Origin of the sequence: Yinghuangia sp. YIM S10712 (assembly GCF_051388935.1) — a bacterium.
In the GTDB taxonomy this organism is placed as follows: domain Bacteria; phylum Actinomycetota; class Actinomycetes; order Streptomycetales; family Streptomycetaceae; genus Yinghuangia.
In genome coordinates, this window is sequence record NZ_JBPKBI010000009.1 from 239414 (window position 1) to 262832 (window position 23419).

The 23419-nt window shown below is 73.1% G+C and carries 15 protein-coding genes and 2 pseudogenes; 6 read left to right on the plus strand and 11 right to left on the minus strand.

Features of this window, described 5'->3' with window-relative positions; translation table 11 throughout:
* Positions 1 to 18: 18 nt before the first annotated feature.
* The 3 genes from ACRX5W_RS20085 to ACRX5W_RS20095 all read right to left on the minus strand — a co-directional run bounded on the left by ACRX5W_RS20085 (position 19) and on the right by ACRX5W_RS20095 (position 5147).
* A complete protein-coding gene (locus tag ACRX5W_RS20085) occupies positions 19 to 2166 on the minus strand; it encodes a LuxR C-terminal-related transcriptional regulator (protein WP_436789593.1) in 2148 nt (715 codons plus the stop codon).
* Positions 2167 to 2515: 349 nt separating this feature from the next.
* A complete protein-coding gene (gene bdeA / locus ACRX5W_RS20090; protein ID WP_436789594.1) occupies positions 2516 to 3451 on the minus strand; it encodes a bis(hydroxyethyl) terephthalate hydrolase in 936 nt (311 codons plus the stop codon).
* A 598-nt stretch (positions 3452 to 4049) separates the two neighbouring features.
* Complete coding sequence (locus ACRX5W_RS20095; protein ID WP_436789595.1) at positions 4050 to 5147, minus strand: cobalt-precorrin-5B (C(1))-methyltransferase; 1098 nt, start codon at positions 5145 to 5147, stop codon at positions 4050 to 4052.
* Between the two features lie 29 nt (positions 5148 to 5176).
* On the opposite strand from ACRX5W_RS20095, the gene ACRX5W_RS20100 reads away from it, so the two are divergent.
* Positions 5177 to 5962 carry a cobalt-precorrin-6A reductase gene (locus ACRX5W_RS20100; protein WP_436789596.1) on the plus strand — a complete coding sequence of 262 codons (786 nt, stop codon included), beginning with the start codon at positions 5177 to 5179 and terminating at the stop codon, positions 5960 to 5962.
* A 113-nt stretch (positions 5963 to 6075) separates the two neighbouring features.
* On the opposite strand, the gene ACRX5W_RS20105 is transcribed toward ACRX5W_RS20100, so the two are convergent.
* From ACRX5W_RS20105 to cobG, 3 genes and pseudogenes are all read right to left on the minus strand, one after another.
* Positions 6076 to 7650, minus strand: coding sequence for a precorrin-2 C(20)-methyltransferase (locus ACRX5W_RS20105; protein WP_436789597.1), 1575 nt, complete (start codon positions 7648 to 7650; stop codon positions 6076 to 6078).
* A 68-nt stretch (positions 7651 to 7718) separates the two neighbouring features.
* On the minus strand, positions 7719 to 8345 hold the full coding sequence (locus tag ACRX5W_RS20110; protein WP_436789628.1) for a precorrin-8X methylmutase: 627 nt from the start codon (positions 8343 to 8345) through the stop codon (positions 7719 to 7721).
* Positions 8346 to 8840: 495 nt separating this feature from the next.
* Positions 8841 to 10154, minus strand: a pseudogene (cobG, locus tag ACRX5W_RS20115) (precorrin-3B synthase); the annotation flags it as partial.
* Between the two features lie 47 nt (positions 10155 to 10201).
* Here cobG and ACRX5W_RS20120 point away from each other — a divergent pair.
* The 3 genes from ACRX5W_RS20120 to ACRX5W_RS20130 all read left to right on the plus strand — a co-directional run bounded on the left by ACRX5W_RS20120 (position 10202) and on the right by ACRX5W_RS20130 (position 13237).
* A complete protein-coding gene (locus ACRX5W_RS20120) occupies positions 10202 to 10720 on the plus strand; it encodes a Fur family transcriptional regulator (protein WP_436789598.1) in 519 nt (172 codons plus the stop codon).
* 860 nt (positions 10721 to 11580) lie between these two features.
* Positions 11581 to 12639, plus strand: coding sequence for a tRNA (adenosine(37)-N6)-threonylcarbamoyltransferase complex transferase subunit TsaD (gene tsaD, locus ACRX5W_RS20125; protein ID WP_436789629.1), 1059 nt, complete (start codon positions 11581 to 11583; stop codon positions 12637 to 12639).
* A 124-nt stretch (positions 12640 to 12763) separates the two neighbouring features.
* Positions 12764 to 13237 carry a DUF1697 domain-containing protein gene (locus ACRX5W_RS20130; RefSeq protein ID WP_436789630.1) on the plus strand — a complete coding sequence of 158 codons (474 nt, stop codon included), beginning with the start codon at positions 12764 to 12766 and terminating at the stop codon, positions 13235 to 13237.
* 1476 nt (positions 13238 to 14713) lie between these two features.
* Here the strand turns inward: ACRX5W_RS20130 and ACRX5W_RS20135 are convergent.
* The 5 genes and pseudogenes from ACRX5W_RS20135 to ACRX5W_RS20155 form a co-directional block, all read right to left on the minus strand.
* Positions 14714 to 15922, minus strand: a pseudogene (locus ACRX5W_RS20135) (M48 family metalloprotease); the annotation flags it as partial.
* Between the two features lie 2 nt (positions 15923 to 15924).
* Positions 15925 to 16845, minus strand: coding sequence for a hypothetical protein (locus ACRX5W_RS20140; protein WP_436789599.1), 921 nt, complete (start codon positions 16843 to 16845; stop codon positions 15925 to 15927).
* Positions 16846 to 17009: 164 nt separating this feature from the next.
* On the minus strand, positions 17010 to 17600 hold the full coding sequence (locus ACRX5W_RS20145) for a DUF5134 domain-containing protein (RefSeq protein ID WP_436789600.1): 591 nt from the start codon (positions 17598 to 17600) through the stop codon (positions 17010 to 17012).
* Positions 17601 to 17740: 140 nt separating this feature from the next.
* A complete protein-coding gene (locus ACRX5W_RS20150; protein ID WP_436789601.1) occupies positions 17741 to 18403 on the minus strand; it encodes a response regulator in 663 nt (220 codons plus the stop codon).
* Positions 18400 to 19773 carry a sensor histidine kinase gene (locus ACRX5W_RS20155; protein WP_436789602.1) on the minus strand — a complete coding sequence of 458 codons (1374 nt, stop codon included), beginning with the start codon at positions 19771 to 19773 and terminating at the stop codon, positions 18400 to 18402. Before ACRX5W_RS20155 ends, ACRX5W_RS20150 begins: the two co-directional genes overlap by 4 nt.
* Positions 19774 to 20052: 279 nt before the next feature.
* Here ACRX5W_RS20155 and ACRX5W_RS20160 point away from each other — a divergent pair, with 279 nt between their 5' ends.
* Both ACRX5W_RS20160 and ACRX5W_RS20165 read left to right on the plus strand, forming a co-directional pair.
* Positions 20053 to 20865 carry an ABC transporter ATP-binding protein gene (locus ACRX5W_RS20160; protein ID WP_436789603.1) on the plus strand — a complete coding sequence of 271 codons (813 nt, stop codon included), beginning with the start codon at positions 20053 to 20055 and terminating at the stop codon, positions 20863 to 20865.
* Positions 20862 to 23402, plus strand: a complete 2541-nt coding sequence (locus tag ACRX5W_RS20165) for an FtsX-like permease family protein (RefSeq protein ID WP_436789604.1) — start codon at positions 20862 to 20864, stop codon at positions 23400 to 23402. The genes ACRX5W_RS20160 and ACRX5W_RS20165 overlap by 4 nt, the downstream gene beginning before the upstream one ends.
* Positions 23403 to 23419 lie beyond the last annotated feature (17 nt).

Here is a 23419-nt window from a genome sequence, read left to right on the forward strand (position 1 = left end):
CCGAGTTGCGTCTCGTTGTCAGGACAGTGCCTCGGCGCGGTCGACCAGGCGGGCCAGTTCGACCCGGGAGCGAACTCCGAGCGTCGCGAAGACGTTGCGGAGGTGGTGGTCGACGGTGCGGATGCTCACCGACAGATACGTGGCGATTTCCCGGTTCGTCGCGCCCTCGGCGACGTATCGCGCGATACGCAACTGCTGCGGCGTCAACTCGCCCAGTCCCGCCGACGGTTGCGAGGTCGGTGGGGCTCCCGTGGCACGCAGTTCGGCCGCCGCGTGGGCGGACCAGACTCGGGCGCCGCACCGGTCGAAGGCGGCCCGGGCGTCGCGCAGCACGTCACGCGCCTTGGCCGGGCGGCGGGTTCGCCGCAGCCACCGGCCGTACGACAGCAGCGTGCGGGCGTGCTCGAAGCCGTTGTCGGGCTGGGGGTGGCGGGACAGCGCCGTCTCGTACAACGCCTCGACGTCCTCCGGCAAGCTGCCGTCGAAGGCGGCCAACAGCGCCTGGCAGCACGCGAGTTGAGCCGGTGCCTGCGGGTCGGTCTGGAGCTCGGCCCACACCGCGAACGCGGCCAGCGGACCGCGCGCGGGCTCGGGAGTGCCGGCCAGGACCGCGGCCTCCACGAAGCACGGCACCGGCAGCATGCGCAGCGCGAAGTGGCCCTGCCCCGAGTCCTCACGCAACATCGGCGCCAGACGCGCGGCGGCTTCCACGGGCCGACCCCGGGCCAGATCGGCGCGGGCGAGCGCCCACGACACCAGGGTGGCCGGCTGCCGCAGGCCGTGGGCCGCGGCGATGGCCTCGACCGTGTCGGCGTGTCTGCGCACGGTCGTCGCGTCGTCGTCGAGGGACGCCACCAGCGCCAATACCGCGTGGTGGTGGGCTACCAGGTTGCGCTGACCGATCCGGCGGGCGGCCAGCGCCCCTTCCTCCGCGTGGGTGCGTGCCTGCATGTGCCGGCCCGCCCGCAGTTCCGCGTAGGCGAGGTGTTCCAGGATCCGCGGCACGGCCGTGACGGGACCGGACACCCGGGCAAGTGCCAGCGCACGGCCGCTGATCCGGCCGGCCGCCGCGACGTCGCCCACCATCAGCGCCGCGCCACCGGCCCGCAGCAACTGCTCGATGTCGTCCGCGTGTTCGGCGCGCGCCACGACACCGCGCAGGACGGCCGACCCGGTCGCGAAACCGGCCAGGCCGGGGTCCAGCATCGCCCGCGTTCCGACTCCGTAGGCCACGGTGTCGCCCGGACCGGGGGCCGGTTCGCGGGTCAGGGGCTCGACGGCGTCGCGGAATCCCGAGGCGTCGCCCAGCGCCCAGGCCGCCTCCGCCGCGTCCAGACGGCAGCGGACCGCGGCCTTCGGGGAGTGCCGCGCGAGGAGGCGCGTCGCGAGCAGCAGCGACTGTTGGGCGTCGGCGATCGGCCCGTCGCGCAGGGCGATGAGGCCGTGTACGTGCGCTGCCATGCCCCGGGCCACCGTGCCCGCAGGCAGGCCGCGGGTCTGTGCGGTCCACCGGCGAGCCCAGTCGGCCCGGCCGATGCGGTAGGCGTGTTCGGCGGCTTCCGCGAGCAGCGCGGCGCGTTCCGGTGCATCGGGTGTCAAGGTGGCGGCCCGCCGCAGGGCGAGGGCACGCCGGGCATCGGTGACCGCGGACGCGGGGGTGCGGGCGGCGCCGGCGAGGTCACCGGCGAGGTCGGGGGCGGGCGCCGGCGTGGCCAAGGCCAGGTGCAACAGGTGGGCCAGCCGGTCGTGTTCGGCGTCGAGCAACGACGCGAGCAGCCGGTGCGCGGTCTGCCTGGCACGCAGCGGGGCGGCGTCGTACACCGCACGCGCGGTCAGCCTCGGCCCGAACGACACGTGCTCCGCGTCGGCCCGCAGCAGCCCGGCTCGTTCGGCGGACTCCAGGGTGTCGGTGCCGAGTTCGGCGGCCTGCGCGGCCCGTAGAACCAGGCAGGCGGACGCCGGCGTGTCGGGGGCGTCCTGGTGCGCCGCCGCTGCGAGCAGCAGCAACGCCTTGGTGTCGGACGGGAGTCGGGTGAGACGGTGGAGCACGTGTCCGGCGACCGGCCGGGGGTTCCACGTGCCGAGGCGCCGGAGCGGTCCGGCGCTCTCAGGGCCGATTGCGGCGGATTCCGTGCGGATCGCGTCGCGACGCGGTTCGTCCCGCACGAGCGCTCACCTCCCGGCGGCATCAGGCCGAGCGACGACGGACGCCCCCTGGTTTCCGGTCCCCGTCGCGGGGCGGGTACGGGAGCAGCGGTCACGTTACCGTCGTGTAAATCCGGGCGGAAGGCCGCCGTTGCACCGGTGTCGGCCGTGCGCTGACGCTTCCTCACCTGCGGTTTCGCGTGTGCATGCGGCGCTTGGCGGGCGCGTGTTCGGCGGCGCAAGGCTGTGGGCCGCCACAAGGAATCGCGCGAAGGCTTGCCATTAAGGCTTGCCATTTCGGCAGGTGCGCACGGCAAGGACGGTGGCGACCGCGGCCAGGGCGGTCGCCACCGTCCCCGGCGGCATCGGGTCAGGAGACGTGCGGGCAGTTGCCCCGGTACTCCGCGATCGCCGTGTTCGGCCTCGGGATCGGGCACAGGAACTGCTCGTAGCGGGTGTCGTTGTCGATGAACCGCTTCAGCCAGGAGATGCTGTACTTCGCGATCGTCGTGTTCGACGAGTTCGGCGTGAAGTGGGTGGCGTTGTTGAGCTCCAGGTACGCCCGGTCCAGCGACGACGGCAGCGACGTGTAGAACGGCTCCGAGTGCGACGAGACGGGGGCGATGGTGTCACCGTCCGCACCCACCACGAGGGTCGGCGTCCGCAGCTCCGGCCACGACTTGTCGGTGTTCCAGCCGGTGAGCGGGATCGCCGCCTGAAGCGAGGGGCGGTCCTTCGCGGCCTCCAGCGTTCCGCCGCCGCCCATCGAGTGGCCCATGACACCCAGCCGGCTGCTGTCGATCCGGTCGCGGACCGAGCTGCGCTGCGTCAAGTAGTCCAGCGCGGCGAGGAGTTGGTCGCCACGGCTGGCGGGCTGGTCGAGCGTGGTGTTCGTGTCGATCGTGAAGACCACGAAACCCTGCGAGGCCAGGCGCGGTCCGAGCCATGCGATCGACGACTGGTATGCGGTGAAACCGGGGGAGATCGCGATCGCACCGAAGGTGCCGTCGGTGCGCGTCGTCGGGTAGTAGATGGTCCCGCCGCCGAAACCGGTCACCGACAGGGACGACACGCTGGTCTCGGAGACCGCGTACGGGCCGCGCAGGGCCTCGATGCTCGCCACGGTCGGATCCGGGCCGCGCTCGTAGGGGTTGTCCGCCGCCTGGGCGCCGCCGGGGAGCTGGGTGGCCAGCATCGCGCCGCCGGCCATCAGGCACGCGATGCCCGCCTTGACCACGCGGCCTCGCGGGCTCTTGGCCGCCCGCTCGGTCGAGGCGCTGTGACGGCCTTTGCGTTTGAGCTGCACGAGCAGTCCTCTCAGTGGGGGTTTGGCGGATCCCGCCGGGCTTACCGCTCCCGCACGCGCGAGGGAATCGGCCTGCCTTCCCGGGACCCGCCGGGGGGGTGGTGCTGCGCCCACCATCGCGGTGAGCGTCGCCACAGGGCATCGGTGAAATCACCGGTTCCGTTCCGCTCGGTGGCGCCGCCCAACGCGCGGGTGCCGCGCGGCGCGGGGCGGCGATCCGTGCGGGCGTCGGAGCCTGCCTCCTCGGTGTACGCCAGAGCACGTCGCCGGCCTGCCGCGAAGCGTCGACGCGGTTCTCCGGGCCGGGCGTCGGACTCATTACGGAGCCGCGTCGTGCCCGGCGTGAAGGCGCCCCGCACCTCCGCGTCGGCCTCACGCCGCCGTTTCGTACCGCCCCGGCGCATCTCCGCGCGCACTGCCGTGCAGCCCGTTGCCGCGCGCAGACCCGCTACCGCGCCGCGGCGCTGCGTTGTGCGGGGGAGCCGGTCGGGCCTGGCGCCCGGGAAGCCCACGGCCTGTGGAGGCCCCGAGGCCGTCACGGGCGACGCCGCTCCGGTCCGCCGAGAGGAGCCCGACGGCACGGCCGCAGGTCACACGCTCAGGTGTCGCCGGGTGCTCGGCCGACGATGGTCCCGGCACGATCGATGGCTATGGTGTCGACCTCGACCGGAACCGACGCGCCGGACAGGATCGACCGGGCGGTCTCGCGCGCGGCCGCCGCGACGGCCGGGCCGAGAGGGAGGCCTGCGGCCTGCGATATTCGCAGTGCATGCAGGGCGGTGTTGGCGCCCAGGATTTCGGCGGTGAGTGCCTCGGACGCGCCCAAGGCCGAGGCCCGTGCGGCCAACGACGAGAAGTCGACCTGCGATCGCGCCGAGTGCAGGTCCAGGTGGCCGTCGGCGAGTTTGGACAGCTTGGCGAAGCCGCCCGCGATGGTCAGCCGCGGAATCGGATGGCGGCGCAGGTATTTGAGCAGCGCGCCCGCGAAGTCGCCCATGTCCAGCAGCGCGGTGCCGGAGAGGCCGTACAACTCGGCGGCGACCCGCTCGGACGTCGTGCCCGTCGCGCCGACGACGTGCGTGTCGCCGGCCGCACGCGCGACGTCGACGCCCCGGCGGATCGAATCGATCCAGGCCGAGCACGAATACGGGATCACGATTCCGGTCGTGCCCAGAATCGACAGGCCGCCCAGGATGCCCAGACGTGGATTCCACGTCTGACGGGCGATCACTTCGCCGTTGTCGACGGACACTTCGATCTCGACGTCGGCGGACCTTCCGTGTGCGGCGGCGAGCGCCTCGACGTGCTCGCACATCATGCGGCGGGGAACCGGGTTGATCGCGGGCTCGCCGACGTCGAGCGGCAGGCCGGGGAGGGTGACCGTCCCCACGCCCGGGCCCGCGCGGAACGCCACACCCGTCCCGGGCGCCGCGGGCCGGACCGTCGCGCGGACGAGGGCGCCGTGGGTCACGTCGGGATCGTCGCCCGCGTCCTTGACGACACCGGCCATCGCCGACCCCGCCGTGCGTTCTTCGACGGCCAGGGCGAACGCGGGCGTCTCCCCGCCGGGCAGCGTGATGGTCACCGGGTCGGGGAACTCGCCGGTCAGCAAGGCCTGGTAGGCCGCGGTGGCCGCGGCGGTCGCGCACGCCCCGGTCGTCCAGCCCCGGCGCAGCGGCCCGGCGGGCCGGGTCACCGGTCCGCTCCGCTCGGCCGGATGGTGGGATGGGGGTACGGAGAGAGAGGGACGACGCGGTGGCGAGCGAGCGGCGATTGGTGTTGGTTCTGGGAGGTACGTCCGATGCTCGGCAGTTGGCGGCGCTGCTCGACGGAGCCGACCCGGTGCGCGTCGTGTCGTCGTTGGCCGGGCGTACGAAGGCTCCCGTGCTGCCCGCGGGCGAATCCCGGATCGGCGGTTTCGGGGGCGTGGAGGGCCTGACCGCGTGGCTGCGCGACAACCGTGCGGCGGCGGTGGTCGACGCGACGCACCCCTTCGCGGCCCGGATTTCGGCGAACGCGGTGGCCGGCGCCAAGGCTGCGGGCGTCCCGCTGCTGAGGCTCCAGCGCCCGGGCTGGACCGCCCGCGACGGCGACGACTGGCGCCGGGTCGCGTCGGCGCGGGAGGCGGCGGACGCGCTGCCCGGGATCGGGCGGCGCGTGTTCTTGACGACCGGCCGCATGGAGACCGCTCCGTACGCCCGTCTCGACGACCTCTGGTTCCTGCTTCGCAGCGTCGAGGCACCCGACGGCGACGTACCCCGCAACCTCGAACTCGTGTTGGACCGTGGCCCGTTCGCGCTCGACGACGAGGTGGCGCTGATGCGCCGGCACCGCATCGACGTCGTGGTGACCAAGGACAGCGGAGGCACGCAGACCGCCGCGAAACTCGACGCCGCACGTGAACTGGGCCTGCCGGTCGTCATGATCTCCCGGCCCGCGACCGCGGCGCGGGAATGCGTCGCGTCGGCGTCCGAGGCGGCGGAGTGGGTTCTCCGCGTGTGCGGCGCCTAGGACGGCCCGCACAGCCGTCGGGGCGGGAGTCGCGTGGTACGGCACGGCAACCTTCCGAAAAGCACTGATACGTCGGCAATCCGGACTCACTGTCCCACAGCCGCGCGCACCGGCTACGCGGGGTACCGGCGCGGCGTGTAGACCCCGACGCCGCCGTCCGGCCGCGGATAGGTCCGCGTCGTCGACGAGCCGACGATCAGCAGCGTCCGCATGTCCACGATCCCGGGGTCGAGTTCGCCGAGCGGTACGACCCGCACGGACTCCGTCGGGCCGCCCACGTCGCGCCCCACCACCACCGGCGTCGCGGCGTCGCGGTGTGCCAGGAACAGATCGCGCGCCTCGGCGACCTGGTGCCGCCTCGTCTTCGACGCCGGGTTGTAGATCGCCACCGCGAGGTCCGCCCGCGCGGCGGCGGTCAGCCGGTCTGCGATGACGTCCCACGGCTTGAGCCGGTCGGACAGGCTGATGACGCAGAAGTCGTGGCCCAGCGGAGCGCCCGCGCGGGACGCGACGGCCTGCATGGCCGACAACCCGGGCACCACCCGCACCGGAACCGGGCTCTTCGTCTCGTCCGCGGCCTCCAGCACCGCCGACGCCATCGCGAACACGCCCGCATCACCTGACGAGACGACCGCGACCCGCGCCCCGGCTTCGGCCAACGACAGTGCGTGGCGGGCCCGTTCGGCCTCGACACGGTTGTCGGTCAGGTGACGCCGCTGCCCCGGGCGCGGTGGGACCCGGGCGACGTACGGCCCGTAGCCCACCAGGTCGTCGGCCGCCGCCAGCGCTGCGTGCGCCTCCGGCGTCAGCCACGCGGGACCGGCCGGACCGAGCCCGACGACGTCCACCGAACCGAGTTCGCCGGTGGGAGCGGGCACCGCGTACGCCTCGTCCACGACGACGCCGGGCATCCGGTTCGTGGCGAACGGCGTCCCCGGTGCCGTCGACGGCGCGATGACCAGGGAGAAGTACGGCACGGTCGCGGCGTCCACCTCCGCAAGCGGCGCGACACGCTGCCGGGGCGTGGTGGCGCGTTCGACATACCACGTGCGGTCGGCGGCGCCGGCTTCCTCGAAGGCGGCGCGCACGTCGGCGAAATGGCGGCGGCCCAGCTTGATGACCGCCGCCGAGTCGGAGGTACGCAGTCGCGCCGCGAGCACGTCGGGCGGCAGCGTGCCCGGCAGGATCGTCAGGACCTCGTCGTGCTGTACGAGCGGGCGGCCGAGTATCGCCGCCGCGCCGCTGACCGAGGTGACGCCCGGCACGACCTCGGTCGGGTAGCGGTCCGCGAGGCGCTCGTGCCAGTACATGTAGGAGCCGTAGAAGAAGGGGTCGCCTTCACACAGCACCGCGACGTCGCGTCCGGCGTCCAGGTGAGCGGCGATCTCGGCGGCGGTGGTGTCGTAGAACTCGGCGAGGGCGCCGTCGTACCCGCCGGGGTGGTCGGTCTCCTCGGTGGTGACCGGGTATTCCAGGGGCAGCCGGATCTGATGGGGGCTCAGGTATTGCCCGGCGATGGTGATCGCGACGCCCGCGGCGCCCTTCTTGACGGGATAGGCGACCACGGGCACCGAGGTGATCAGCCGATGCGCCTTGAGGGTCAGCAACTCGGGGTCGCCGGGACCGAGGCCGACACCGTAGAGGCGGCCGGTCGCGGAGGGCGCGGGGACGTGGGCGGCTTCGGTCACGGGAGGCTCCGACAGGTCTGTTCCGGTGCGTACGGGTGGGACGGCGGTACGCCGCGGGCTCGGCGCGCTCACTCCTTCTCGCTCGCCATCGCGTTGAGGGCGGCGGCGGCCATCGCGCTGCCCCCGCGTCGGCCGTGCACCACCAAGTACGGGATGTCGCCGACGCGTTCGGCCAGTGCCTGCTTGGACTCGGCAGCCCCGATGAACCCCACGGGCACGCCGACGATCGCCGCCGGAGCGGGCGCCCCGGCTTCGAGCAGTTCGAGGAGCCGGAACAACGTGGTGGGCGCGTTGCCGACCGCGACGACAGCCCCGGCCAGATCGTCGCCCCACAGGTCGACGGCCGCCGCGCTGCGCGTGGTGCCCTGCGCGGCGGCGAGCGCCGGGACGCGCGGGTCGGACAACAGGCACTTGACCTCGTTGTCGCGCGGCAGCCGCGCACGCGTGACACCGGAGGCGACCATCTGCGCGTCACACAGAATCGGCGCGCCGGCGTGCAGCGCGGCACTCGCGGCCCGCGCCACGTCGGGGTGGAATCCGATGTCCGCCGGCAGATCGGTCATGCCGCACGCGTGGATCATGCGGACGACCACGCGCGAGACATCGTCGGGAAAACGCGAGAGATCGGCTTCGGCGCGGATCGTCGCGAACGACCGGCGGTAGATCTCGGCGCCGTCTTTGAGCCAGTCGTCCACGGGGGGCTGCCTCTCGGGAAGTGGGGGATTGACCGTTCGTACGCGGTTTTTGCCGGACTGTCCGGCGACGCCCGGGGGAGCGGTCCGGGCGGCGGGGTACGGGGACTTCTCGTCGGGCGGATCGGCCGTGGTTCGCCGGTGTCCGTCTTTGGGTCCGCCTTCGGTCCCTGCGGGGGCCGGGCGCGCGGGACCAATCGCGGCCGCAGTCACATCGGCGGAGGGCCGTACGGCCCGTATTGCGGCGGTCAGCGTCCGTGCCGCGACCGGGCTGGTTGCGATCACCTCGAACCGGGCGTTTTCGCCGGGGTGCGCGAGGTCGCCCGTCGCTGCGTCACCGACAGAGGGCTTGTCGGGGGCGGCAATCGGGACGACCGGACACAGGGCGGTCGATCGCACCTCGTTCGCGTCGACCGCCGCCGCGCTCCCGTCCGCAGCCTGTGCGCGGCTCGCGGCCGGGGCCACGGGTGCCGCACCGACCGACTCCACGGCCACCACGGCCGCCGCCCCCGCCGGACGGCCGCATGCCCGCTCGCAGGCCGCGAAGTGCACCGCGCCTGTGCGTCCGTTCGGCTCGCGGGTCCGGGCCTGTTCCACGAACGCGCCCGCCAGCGCCCGGATGTCCACGCGCGCGCGGCGGCACTCGCCCAGCCCGCTGCACGCGCTCACACCCCACCACGCCGACGCGGCCGACGTCGGCAGACCGAGCGCTTCGAGGGCGGCGACGACGCGTTCGACCTCCTCGGGGGCCACATCGCCGACGACCACGCCGCGCCACGGCGCCAGGCGTACGCGTGCTTCCCCGTCCGGTACGGCGGATTCCGCAACGTCGGCGAGCACGACGAGCTGTTCCGCCGTCAGGCGCCCGAGGGGAACGAGTGCGGAGACGGCGAAACGCCCGTCGTGTTGTGCGACGACCCCGACGGCGGGCGAGGCCGCGCGACGCGGCGGGACAAGTCGGTCACCATCCCTGCGGCCGGGCTTTCCGGCGCCCGGTGATCCGGCGCCGGCAGCTCGGATCTCGGTGGATTCGGCCCCCGAACCCGCGCCCGACGTTGTCACCGTGGTCACGCCGGCGGCGATGAGCCCGCCGGAAGCACCCAGTTCGGTTGCGAAGTCCTCCGCGCCGCCCGGTAGTTCCCGAACGTGCCACGCGCCGTTGCCGGCACGGGCCCGCAAAAACCCACGTGCCGCGACGAGTGCGAGATCCGCCGCCGTCTCCGGGCCCGCGCGCAAGCCGGTGTCCACGCCGGCGACATGCAACGCGATCGTGTCGCCGGCGACGGCGACGAGCGCGATGTCGTGCCGGCGCGTGGCGACGCGTACTCCGCCGTCGTCCACGGCGAACTGGAAACGGCCCGGCAGGGCCGCGAGTTCGGGATCGGCACACAGCTTGGCGTCGAGTGTGGTGACCAACCGCTCGGCGTCGACGAGCGCGTCGCGGTCGCGTCCGGCGAACGGGCTCGCACTGATGTTGCGCACCCGGTCGTGCAGCGGCGACGGCATCAGCCCGACCGCCGCCAGGCGCCCGCCCAGTGCGACCACCCCCTGGGGGGACAGCCCGCGAACCTGGGTGTTCGCGCGTACGGTCAGATCGACGAAACCCTTGCCGAAGTGCCGCGCACCCGCCGCCAGGGCGCGCAGTTGCGCTGTGGACACCCGACCACCGGGCAGCCGGACGCGGGCGATCAGGCCGTCGTCGCCCTGCGCCGCGTCGAGCGTTCCCGGGCAGGCGTCGTCCCGGTCCCGCACCCGCGCCCCCGTGCCATCGGCCACGCAAGCAGGTTCCGATATCCGCGTCGTCGCGTCCATGGCCACCGCCCTCCCACGTCGCCCGGCCAGATGCGACACTGTTGCATATGGACGACGGAGCAGTGCACCCCACCCCCGACGGCTCCTCGCCCGGGGCGACTCCCGATCCCGTCGAGGAAGCGGTACGCCTCATCCGCGCGCACGGCGAGCGCGTCACCGTCGCCCGCACGTCCGTACTGCGCGTCCTGGCCGACGCCGACGGCTACCTGACGGCGGATCAGGCCTTTGTCGCGGTCAACCGGGCCGCGCCCGGGGTGCACCGCACGACCATCTACCGCGCGCTGGATGCTCTCGAACGCCTGGGCCTCGTGGTCCAGACGCGGATGGGGCCGGACGCCGCCGCGTACCAGCTCTCGGCGCTGTTGCGCGGCGAGACCGGGCCGCGCCTCCACGTGATCTGCCGGGCGTGCGGCCACGTGAACGAGGCAGCCGCCGACTTGCTCGACGAGGTCGCCGAACGCCTCGCCCGGGAAAGCGGCTTCCGCCTGGACCCGACGGGCGTCGCTCTCACCGGCCACTGCAAGGCGTGTACGGAGATCCCGACCCGCCGGCGTGGAGCCGGTTGAACCGGTGACGCGACGCAGCGGGAACAGGGCCGTGCCTCGCCGGACTCCGCCTCGTCGGGTGACGTAAGGAGCCCTGCCGGGGCCGTTCCCGACCGCTTCCGCGTGTGGCTGCCACGGCCGCCATTCGAGCTGTCGTCTCACGCACGTGCCGTCGCGGTGAGGCGCCCGCTCGGCCACGCGTGCACAGGGCAATGTCGCCTGCGACTTCTCAGCCTTCGTCCGCTGTCCGGGTGCGGCCCGATGTTCCAAACCCTGCTTTTCCGCCTGCTCCCACGGATCTTGTCGGCCACCGTCGGACGACGTGCCGCGGCTACGCAACAATGGGCCCCAACGCCCGTCGCGCTGCCCGCTGTTGACGTGGCGTCATGGCTTCGCTTCGGGGTGCGCTGCTTGGCGTGGGACATCCGGTGCGAGCAACAACGGCGGTGAGAACGGCGCGTGGCCATGGCGCTCGCCACATACGGACTGGACTTCGAGGAGGCCGCTGCGTGACCGGGTGCGCGAAATGCGGCTCCACGACCTCTCCGCTCATCCTCGCCGGGGTGCGCGGCGGTCGGGGGCAGGCTTACTACGTCTGTCTCGGTCACACAGCACAAGAACTCGCGAAACACCGTGGGCTGTGCACCTGGTGCCGGCCCGACGACCCGTGCGACATCGCGTCCGGCCTGCGAGTCGCACTTCGGGCCATAGCGTGACCCCCCGGTCCCGTCCCATCCTGCGGCGCGCGTCTCCCGGGGAACCGGTCCTGACCTGGACGAACACGGTCTCGGCCGATCGGGCGACTACGATCGACGCGGCACGCCGGCCCACGGACGAAACGGGCGGCGGAAGACGGAAATGGGTGGTGTCACGTGGGTCCGGTGGTCCTGGGCATCGAGACGTCCTGCGATGAGACAGGGGCGGGCCTGGTCCGGGACGGGGTCGTTCTCGGGCAGGCCGTCGCGTCCAGCATGGACGAGCACGCGCGCTTCGGCGGAGTCGTGCCCGAGATTGCGGCGCGGGCCCACCTGCACTCCGTGACGCCGGTCGTCCGCGCGGCCCTTGCCGACGCCGGGCTCACGCTCGCCGACGTCGGCGCGGTCGCGGTCACCGCCGGACCCGGGCTGGCCACCGCGCTGCAAGTCGGCGTCGCGGCGGCCAAGGCGTACGCGGTCGCACTCGACGTCCCGTTGTACGGCGTCCACCATCTCGCCGGGCACGTGGCCGCCGCGACGCTCGAGGGTGACCCGTTGCCCGATCCGTCGATCGTGCTCATCGTCTCCGGCGGGCACACATCGCTGCTCTACGTGCGCGACCTCGCCCGCGACCCCGTCGAACACCTCGGCGACACCGTCGACGACGCGGCCGGCGAATGCTTCGACAAGGCCGCGCGCGTACTCGGACTGCCGTACCCCGGCGGCCCGAACGTCGACCGCGCCGCCCGCGACGGCGACCCGGCCGCCGTCGCCTTCCCACGCCCGATGACCGGCCCGCGCGACGACCCCTTCGGTTTCTCGTTCTCCGGCCTCAAGACCGCGGCCGCACGCTGGGTCGAGAACGAACGCCGTTCCGGCCGCGAACCCGTCGTCGCCGACGCCGCCGCCTCCCTTCAGGAAGCCATCGCGGACGTGCTCACCCGCAAGGCCGTCGCGGCGTGCCGGGCCCGGGGCGTCGACACCCTCGTTGTCGTCGGCGGCGTCGCGGCGAACTCCCGCGTGCGCGCGATGGCCGAGCAGCGCTGCGCGGCGGCGGGCATCACACTGCGCGTACCGCCGCTGCGGCTGTGCACCGACAACGGCGCCATGACCGCGGCCGTCGGCGACCTGCTCATCCGAGCCGGGCGCCCGCCGGCCGGCCTCGACCTCACGATCGACCCGTCCGCACCGCTCGCCGACGCCCTCCTCCAGCCGCGTCCCGTCGAATGGGCCGCCGCCGGGTGAAGGCGGGCACGACGACCGGTCATCCGCGCACCACCTCGCGCGACCAGGGAAGGGAGTTCCGCGCGTGACCCGCTACATCGCCCTCCTGCGCGGCGTCAACGTCGGCGGACGCAGCAGGCTCCCGATGGCCGAACTCCGCGCCCACCTCACGGGACTCGGCTACTCGGACGTGCGGACCCTGCTCCAGAGCGGCAACGCGGTCTTCACCGCACCCCAGGCCCCGACCGCGGACGTAGCCCAGGCGATCGAAGCAACCCTCGCCACCGCATACGGACGCGACCTCAAGGTCATGGTCCGGACCGCCGACGAGATGCGCACGGTGATCGACGCCAACCCCCTGAACGTGGAACACCCTTCGCGTTTCCTGGTGACGTTCTACGCCCGGCCCGTCGATGCCGCACTGCTCGCCGACATCGACACCGAGGCGTGGCAACCCGACGAGATGGCCGTCGGCGGGCGGGAGATCTACTTCAACCTGCCGCGCGGCATCGCGGAGGCCAAGCTGCCCCTCCTCGTCGACCGCGCCCTCAAGGTCACCGGTACTGCCCGCAACTGGAACACCGTCACCAAGCTGCTCGCCATCGCCGACGAGGGTTGAGCGTACGTCGCCGCCGTGCGCCGTCGAGGCGACGGATGCCGCGGACCCGCCGCCGACCTCCACCGCCTCGGACGGATCCCACCAGCGCACAACAGCCACCGATACCACCACGACCACCGCACCGACCGCCACCCGGCGCACGGCGACGCGGTGCCCGCCGACGTGGACCGGCGTAGGCGGCCGTGCCGGGGGAGCAGAACCGCGCCGCCGGTCGACCGCAGCGCGGACCAGGTAGCCGAACAGCGCGGCCGCGGCGACGACGAACATGCCCAGACCCATGACGAACGGCCCCGGCACCGCACTGACCATCACCTGCCCGGCCTTTCCGTACCACCCGCACTCGGCACCCATCACGCCGATCCCGGGCACGCACCCCTCCGTCGACGCCAGCAGGTACGTGCCCGCCAATCCCACACACATCGCCATTCCGGCGGACGCCAACGCCACCGCCGCCCGGCACCGGGTCGCCAGTGCGGCGCATGCTGCGGCCCAGACCGCACACGCGGCGATCAGCGCCACGCCGTGCCACCACGTGACCTGCAATATCCACGCGCTGCCGTGCGAATCGGGGCCCGGGGTGTCCGGCCGCAGGAACAGGCGCGCGACGACGACCGAGCCCAGACACAGGGTCCCACCGGCGAGGCCCAGCAGCACGAGCGACCGCAGACGCGGCAGCGCCGCCTGCGGGATCGTCTTCGGCACACGGCCCGAGAAGGCCCTGCGCAGCCACTCCGGTGGCCCCGGCCCGATCTTCCGCGCCCACGCGATCAGCGGGAAAAGCCACAACGCGGCACCGCCGGTCAGGACCAGCGGGTGATGGATCAGCACCACGATGTTGCGGTAGAGCGGCCACCACGAACGCAGTGCGTCTATCTGCGCGGGCGTGCCCGTGTAATGCTCCGGTCCGAACGCGTCGGCGTCGACGCCGCCCCCGGGCACACCGGCGAGATACAACCGCCCGATGGTCTCCCACCACACCAGCCACGCACCGACCATCACGAAGAAGACGCCCAGCGCGGCAAGATGGATCGGCCGCAGACTGCGGCCCCGGCTTCCGGCCACCCACAGCTCCGCGCACTGCGCGGCCCACCAGGTCAGGACACACGCCACCCCGATCGGCACCAGCAGCCATCCGGGCTGTTCGGGCAGCCAGCCGCGCCCGGCCGCCCGGAACGAGACCAGCTCGCCCAGGGCCACCCCCACGCCGAGCCAAAAGCCCGCGCGCAACCCCGCCGGAACCGGGGCACCGGTCGCAATCGCGTACACGACCCGGCGCCACAGCGCGACGCCCGCGATGCCTGCCAACAAAGCCGCCATGAGCCAGGTCGTGGCACTGCCGCCGAACACCGGCATGCGATCCGACGTGCCGTGGGGCCGCACCGACGTGAGCCCGACCATCGCCACCACGGCCGCGATGCCGGTGATGACCATCGTCGAGGAATGCGTCCCGAACAACACGTCCGGCTGCCGCAGCGACGCGGCGCGCTCCGCCCAGTCAGGATGCGTGCGGAACAGCCGCACCGCACGCTTCCGGGGCCTGCGCAGACGACGCCGCCACGTGCGAAAGGCGACGGTGCACCGGTCACGACGGGCCGTCCGTGCGGACGGTCCCGCCAGGCGCGGACGAAGGCTCCACACAAAAGCGGCACGGGCGCGCTCCCCGGCAGTCACGGAAACGGCAGCCGCGACAAGCCCCACAGGCTCCGGAGCGTTCGCGGGGCGCCCGCGGACCGGTTGCCCGGCGACGCCGTCCTCGGTCGTCGGTCCCGGGACGGACCCCTCGGGGCCGGCCGGAGGCGTCGACGGCGGGTCCGCCCACCTCACCGCATCCAGGTCCGCGTACAACTCGCGTGTGCGCAGGACGTCGGCCCGGGTGAGCAGGATCATCGCGGTGAGCACCACCATGTCGAGCAGGCCGCGTACGCCCAACTGCGCGTGGCCGCGCAGGAGTTCCCCGCCCATGCCGAGGTCGCGGCCGATCCTCGGAAGGACCGCGAGCACGAGCGTCGGCATGAGGACCACCACGGCGGACACCCGCCACAGGGCCTCCGTCGCATAGGCGATGTCGACGTCGCGGTTGCGGATGTGCGCGAGCTCGTGGAGTACCACCGTGCGAAACGCCTGCGGGTCGGCCGCCCTTCGCGCGACCAGGCCGCCGTGCAGGCACACCGTGTGGTGCTTCCAGCGCCCGAACGCGACCGCTCCGGTCGTGTGCGCGGCCGGATCGATCACGAATCGAGGCCCCCGCGAAAGCCCGGCACGCCATGCCAACGCATGAAGCTCCGCACCGAGTTCGCCGTCGGCGCGCACCGGCACCAGGCGCCTGTGGCGGCTCCGCCACAGCGGCAACCACCAGTACACGGCCGCCGCGAGCGCGTACACGACGACCGCTGCCGCGACAGCGTCACGCCACGTCCCCGGCGCGCTTCGTGCGACGCATTCACGGAACGCCGGAGCGACACCGCCGACCGCCTTGTCGATCGTCGGAAGCCCTCGCTGCGCGGGCTTGAACCCGACCGCGCGGGCGCACCACGCGGAGAGGTCCGACGGATCCGTTCCGCGAAATGCCGTACGCAGGATCGACGACAACTGCACGGTGGCCGCGGTGGTGAACACCACCAGTAGTGCGAAGCGCAGGGTCGTTCCGGACCGCAGCACCCGCCGGTCCAGATCGCCCGTGCGCATGGTCACGGCTCACGTGCGGGCGGGGAGGTGGTGTCGGACTCGGGGGAGGGCGACGGCTCGGGCACACGCCCGGGCCGTGTCTCGACGCCCGGGCTCGGCGCGGACGACGGGGCCGAGTCGGCCCGCGGTCCGGAAGTTGCCTTTGGGGGATTGCGCCCCGAATCCTCCTCGGTATCAACGGAGTTCGCGTCACCATCCGACACGTCACCGGTCTCGGGCACGGGTGCCGAGCGGGGCTCGGGCACCGAGGGGCGGGGCGGGCCGGTGCCGACCTCGACACCGGGCACGGTCGCGCTGCCGACCTCGATCTCACCCTCGGTCCCGATCTCGGCTGCGTCCCGTGAGTCCGCTTCCGTCCGCCCCCCGGCCTCGGGGATCTCCGCATCACCCTCGACACCTGTCGCCGTCTCCGGTTCACAGGGCTCCGCATCGTCCGAGCCGGAATCGCCCGCCTTTTCTTCGCCCATCGCCAGCACGAGCCGCACCGCGACGGCGTCCGCCAACGCCTCGGCGCGCTCAGGGGGTAACGATGCGGCGATGCTCTGCGCCCGCACACGCTCGCGTACCTCGGCGATCTGTTCGTGGGAAAGCTGCGGCAACATCAAAGGCGCGGCCTTGCTGTTGCTCGCCCGGGCGCCTCTGCGGAACCACAGCAGGACGCGCAGTTTGCGCCAGCCGGTGGTGATCGCCGCCGAGGTGGCGTGCCGTGCCGTCTCTGTCAACACCAGCCACAGCACGGGAAGAACGAGTTGCACCGCGTCGTTCATGCCGAACGCGAGCGGATCCCGTCGGCGGCGCGACCGTGTCACGACGCGCCCGATCGCCTCGTCGTCGAGCTGCCACAGGCTTTCCAGCAAAGGCAGTTCGTTCGGCGCTGTCTGCTCGACGGCGTACCGGACGACATCTCGGACGGCAATGGCCATGGCGCACCCCCGCGATCGGTGGTTCCGCGCCTTGCGGAAGATCCGCGCGGCGCCTCGACATCGAGTGTCGCCGGAATCCAACCGGTCGGGGGCCATCCGGAGTACGTTCCACTCAAACGGAGGAAGAGCAGGGATTTTCGAGCAGAATGTTCGAACGGTGCACGTCAGGGCCCGAACGCCATCACTGTCATCGCGCCGATCATCGCCACCGAACAAGCAGACGACACCGAGGATTTCGCGGCCCCGAGCCAAACGCCCGCCCCGGAGTCCATCTCACCCCGCGCATCGAACCCCGGCTCCCGCCCCGCACACCGCCGGTACTCGGCAGCCGCCACCACCACGCGGGCCAGCGCCCACACCACCAACAACGCCGCGTACGGCCCCGACCACCAGTCCGACGCCGCATCGCCGCCCGTCTCGTGGGACGCTCCGGAACCATGGCCGCCCCCGTGCACCGCCGGCATCAGCAGCGTCAACACCCCCATGACGTACAGGTCCATGGCGACCCCGGCGCGGCCCCCGCCGCGCTTCCGATTCCCAGTCGGGCGCCCCCACGCCCACGCCGCCGCACCCCCCAACACGAGCATCCACCCGCCGGGCCCCAGCGGATCGTGTTGCGGTAACGCCATGGCACCCATGGCGCCACCCATGATCAGATGCGGCAGCCACGCCCCCCTTCCTCCGCGCCGGTGCGCGTACGCCCCGACAAGGCCTGCGGCGATCCCGAGTTCGGCGGCAAGCAACTGTGCGTCCATTTCGGGTTTCTTCCCCGCGAACCCACCGCTTGCCCTCACCGACCGGCCGCGCCCGGTGACCACGCGTACCCGAAGTGCGCCGTGCGGCAAGCCGGTTGCGCGCCCCGCGACCCCGCGAGCGCTGCACCGGACCGCCCGGTCTACCGCCGCCCGGGCCGCACGAGACCGGTCTCGTACGCGAACACCACCAACTGCGCCCGGTCACGTACCGCCAACTTGACCATCGCCCGGCTCACATGCGTCTTCGCGGTCAGCGGACTCACGACCAGATGCTCCGCGATCTCCTCGTTCGACAGCCCCTGGCCGACCAGGGCGACGACTTCGCGTTCACGCGCGGTGAGAAGTTCCAGGTCGGGAGTCTGCGCCGGGGGGCTCGCCTGCGCGGTGTACTCCTCGATGAGGCGGCGTGTGACACCGGGCGATAGGAGCGCGTCGCCTACCGCCACCGACCGTACGCCGCGCAGCAGTTCCGCCGGTTCCGTGTCCTTGACCAGGAAGCCGCTGGCCCCGTTGCGCAGCGCCTCGAAGACATATTCGTCCAGATCGAAGGTGGTCAGGATGACGATTCTCGTGTCCGCCAGCGACGGGTCGGCGGTGATCGCACGCGTCGCCTCCAGCCCGTCGCCGCCCGGCATGCGGATGTCCATGAGCACGACGTCGGGCCGGTGTTCGCGGACCGCCGCGAGTGCGGACGCGCCGTCGGCCGCCTCGTCGACCACGGTCATGTCGGGCTGCGCGTCCAGCAGCGCGCGGAAGCCCGCCCGGACAAGCGCCTGGTCGTCGGCGAGGACCAACCTGATCACGCGGAGCGCCTTTCGGTGGATGCAGAGTCGGCCCCGCCACCGGGGCCGCCACCATCTTGTCCGCCCAATGGCAGCACGGCCACCACCTGATAGCCGCCTTCCGCGCGCGTACCGCTCGCCAGCGTGCCGCCGAGGGCCGAAGCGCGCTCGCGCATATTGCGCAGGCCATGCCCACCGCCGACACCGACGCCCCCCTTCGCGTCCGGCACCCGGTCGGCCGGTGCCCCCCTCCCGTCGTCGTCCACGGTCACCCGCAGCGCGTCGCCGTCCGGGGCGTGGTCGATCGCCAGCCGCACGACCACGGTCGACGCCCCCGAGTGCCGCACCGCGTTCGTCACCGCCTCCTGCACGATCCGATATGCCGCAAGCCCCACCGGACCCGGCAAGTTCCCCACGTCGTCGGCGCGTTCGAGCCGCACCGCGAGATGCGCGGTGGACGCCCGAGACACCAGCTCGTCCAGGTCCGCGAGCCCGGCCGTCGGCGTACGCGGCGCGGACTCGCCCTCGCCCTTCAAGACCGCGAGCACACCACGCAGCTCCCCGAGCGCTTCGCGGCTGGCCTGCTTCACCGCGGTGAGCGCCGTACGAGCCTGCTCGGGATTGGCGTCCATGAGTTCGAGTCCGACCGACGCCTGAACGTTCATGAGCGAGATGTGGTGGGCCAGAACATCGTGCAGCTCACGCGCGATACGCAGCCGCTCCTCGCCCGCGCGAGCCCGGTCCGCCTCCTCGCGCGCCGCCTTCTCCTCGGCCGCCCGCCGGCGTTCGGCCGCGACATAGGCGCGCCTGACCCTGACCACCTCGCTGAACGCCGCCAGCACGAGCAGCCACGCCGCCACGCCACCCGCCCACGCCGCACCCGGCATCCCCTCGCCGCGCGCCCACGGCCCGAGCCAGCCCATCACGGCGTACCCCACGACGAGTACGCCGTACGACACCGCGCGGTGTCCGGCCGTCATCGCGGTGAACAGCGCGACGATCAAAGCCAGGAAGACCGGCCCCGGCGGATAGTCGCGGAGCGTGTAGACGACGGTCGGCAGCAGCGTCCCGACGAGAACCTGCACCGGATACCTGCGCCGCACCAGAAGCATCGGCGGGCCGAGGGCGATCAGGACGTACGCCAGTACATCCATTCCGCGCACATCGTCGCGGCCGCGCTGATTGTGCGACGCCGCGATCGTGCCGCCGATCTGAAGCGCGCCGACCACGAGCACCAGCAAGGCGTCGCGCGGAATCCGTACGAAGGGCGGCGGCAACAGCGGCCCGAACAACGGAGCCGCGGCACGGTCGCGCCCCACCTCGTCGTATCCGGAACCGGAACCGGAACCGGGACCGGAACCGGTACCCGGGCGGGAAGTCGATGCGTTCACCCGCCCAATGTAGGTCCGGGCCCGCGGCCGATTCGTCCCTCCGCCGACGGCATCACGCCGCCTCCCCACGGCGCAGCCGACCCTGCCTCACCTGCTCCGGAAGGAGTACGTCCGCCCGCTCCGGAGCCCGTCGCTTGCTGCCGCGGAAGGCGCCCGGGTGCCTCCCGGTGCGGGACGAAACCGTACTCGGGCCGCAGCAGTCTGGAGGCGTTCGACGGCGGCGCCGCCCAGCGACTCGGCGCACGAGCCGTCCCCATTCCTCGCGACCCGGGAGCCGTCATGCCCAGCACGTCCCCGCCCCATCCGTCCGCAGGCCACGACCCCGGCCACGAGCCCGGGCGCTACGCCGCCTGCACCGTGCACGCGGTCCGCGCGTACGGCATGGACGACACCGAAGTCCGCGCGCTCGACGACGTCACCGTAGGTTTCGCGCGCGGCCGTTTCACCGCCGTCATGGGCCCGTCCGGTTCCGGCAAGTCGACGCTGCTGCACTGCCTCGCCGGCCTCGACACGGTCACCTCCGGCCAGGTGTTCCTCGGCGACACCGACCTCGGGTCGCTGTCCGACAAGCGCCTCACCCGCCTGCGCCGGGACCGGATCGGCTTCGTCTTCCAGGCATTCAACCTGCTGCCGACACTGACGGCGGGCGAGAACATCGCGCTGCCCGCGTCACTCGCCGGTGCCCGCGTCGACCCCGACTGGATCGCCCGCGTCGTGGACGCCGTCGGGCTCGGCGACCGGCTCGCCCATCGGCCCTCGGAACTGTCCGGCGGCCAGCAGCAGCGTGTCGCGGTCGCCCGCGCGCTCGCCACGCGGCCGGAGGTGATCCTCGCCGACGAGCCGACCGGCAACCTCGACTCGCGGTCCGGCGGCGAGGTTCTCCGCCTGCTGCGCGACGCGGTCGACACGCTGGGCCAGACCGTCCTGATGGTGACGCACGACCCGGTCGCCGCCGGATACGCCGACACCGTCGTCTTCCTCGCCGACGGACGCATCGCCGACCGCATGGACGCCCCGACCCCGCAGGCCGTCCTCGACCGCATGAAGGCGTTCGACGCGCCGAGCGTGCCGAAGGCGGGTGCGTCGCGATGACACCCGCACCGGCCCTCGGCGTCGGCCGCCTGGCCGCGCGCAATCTGGTCGCCCACAAGCGCCGCGTCTTCGGGCTGGTCCTCGCGGTGCTGCTCGGCACCGCGTTCCTGTCCGGTGCGCTGATCCTGTCCGACACCGTCAAGTCCTCGATCACCGGGCTCATCCGCGACAGCGGCGCCGGCACCGACGTCGTCGTGCGCAACGCGACCGACGTCACCGACGACCCCGGAACGACGCGGGCCCCGATCCCGGCCGGCACCGCCGACCTCGTACGCGGCGTTCCCGGCGTCGCCGCCGCCGAACCGGTCGTCGTCGGATACGGGCAGCTGGTCGGCAGGGACGGCGACATGCTCACCGGCAACGGCCCGCGTACCGCCGGGAACTGGGTCCCGGACCCGGCCCTCAACCCCTACGAGCTCTCCGCCGGACGTGCGCCGCAGACCCCCGACGAGGTCGTCATCGACCGCGGGTCCGCCGAACAAGGCGACCTCGCGCCCGGCGACCGCGTCACCGTGCTGACCCCGTCGCCGGTGGCGGTCACCGTCGTGGGTGTGGCGACTTTCGGCGACGCCGACGCGTTCGGCGGCGCCTCGTACACCGGCTTCTCGCTCGAAGGCGCGCTCGCCCACGTCGCCCGCGACCCCGGCCTGATCAGCTCGGTGTCGGTGCGCCTCGACCCCGGCACCGACCAGCAGGCCGCGGCCGACGCCATTCAGCGCGTACTGCCGCCCGGCATCCAGGCGCTGCCGGGCGCGGACGCGACGCAAGAGCAGGTCGACGCCGTCTCGTCGGGGTTCCTCAGCATCCTGCGGACGTTCCTGTCGGCATTCGCCGTCATCGCGCTCGTCGTCGCGGCGTTCTCGATCAACCACACCTTCTCCGTGGTGACCGCCCAACGCATGCGCGAAGCCGCCCTGCTGCGCGCGCTCGGTGCGTCGCGGCGCCAGATCCGCGCGCAGGCCCTGACCGAGGCGGCCGTGATCGGCGTCGGAGCCTCGGCGCTCGGTCTCGCCGCGGGAGCCGGCCTCGCCGCCGGACTGGGGGCCCTGTTCGCGGCCTTCGGCTTCGCGTTCCCGGTCGACGGACTGGAGTTCCGTGCCGAGACCGCGCTGATCGTGCTGCCCGTCGGCATCGCCGTCACCCTGGTCTCGGCGCTGATCCCGGCGATCAAGGGCTCGCGCGTCGCCCCGATCGCGGCACTGTGCACCTCGGCGGCCGAGGCCGCAGAGGTGCACAGTGCCGCGGGCGCAGGCCTCACGGCCCTCGGCATCGGCCTGACCGTGATCGCCGACAGCGCGTGGCTGCTCGCCGCGGCGGCGCTCGCCACCGTGGCCGGCGTCCTGTCGGCCGCGCCCGTCGTCGTGCGGCTGCTCGGCGGCGTGGTGACCGCGCCCTTCAAGCGCCTCGGTGCCGGTCCCATGCTCGCGCGGGGCAACGTGCTCCGCAGCCCGCGCCGCACCGCCGGCGCGGCGACCGCGATGGTCGTCGGTATCGCCGTCGTCACCGTCTTCGCCGTCTTCGCGGCGTCGCTCAAGGACGGCGCGGCGGCGGAGACCCGGGACAGCCTCACCGGCTCGGTCGTCATCGGCGGCTCCTCGCCCGGCGGCTGGGCGGGCGGCGGCCACAGCCCCGAACTTACCGCCCGTGCCGGGCAGTTGCCGGGCGTGACGACGGCCGTCGGTGTCCAGCGCGGCAACGCGCTGCTCGACGGCTCCGGCATCCAGGTCGCCGCGGCCGACACCGCACGCCTCGACGCGGCCCTCGACCTGGGCCTGAGCGAGGGCACCGCCACCGGCCTGGGCCCCGACAAGATCGCGGTCTCCGAGCCGAAGGCCGAGGACCACGACCTCACGGTCGGCTCCGCGGTCGAGATCACCTACCCCGACGGGGTACGCGCCACGATGACCGTCGCCGGGATCTACGAGCGGTCCATCGTCGTCGGCGACTATCTGATCGACCGTCAGGCCTGGGGCCCGCACGGGGTGACCGACGTCGACACCCTGGCAGTCCTCGCCCTCGCCGACGGCGCGCGCACCGGTCAGGTGAAGGCCGCAGTCGAGGGCCTGGCCCGGGCGTACGGCAACCCGCCGGTCGAGGACCGCGACGGCTACATCGAGGACTCGATCGCCATGGTCGACCAACTCGTCACCATCGTCTACGTGTTGCTCGCCCTGGCCCTGCTCATCGCCCTCGGCGGCATCGCCAACACCCTCTCGCTCGCCGCCCACGAACGCCGCCGCGAACTCGGTCTCCTGCGCGCGGTCGGCGCCGAACGGGGCCAGGTCCGGGCCTCCCTTCGCTGGGAGTCCACCTTCGTCGCCGCCCTCGGCGCCCTCACGGGCCTCGCCCTCGGCGCCTTCCTCGCCCGGGCGGCCGTCGACGTCCTCTCCGGCGACCAGCGACTCCCGTACGTCGTCCCCGCGTCCCAACTCGCGATCCTCTTCGCCGCAGGCACCTTGGGCGGCCTGGTCGCCGCCACCCGCCCGGCTGCCCGGGCGGCGAAGATGGACATCCTCCGAGCCGTCTCGGCGGAGTAGCCACCCGCGCCGCCGCA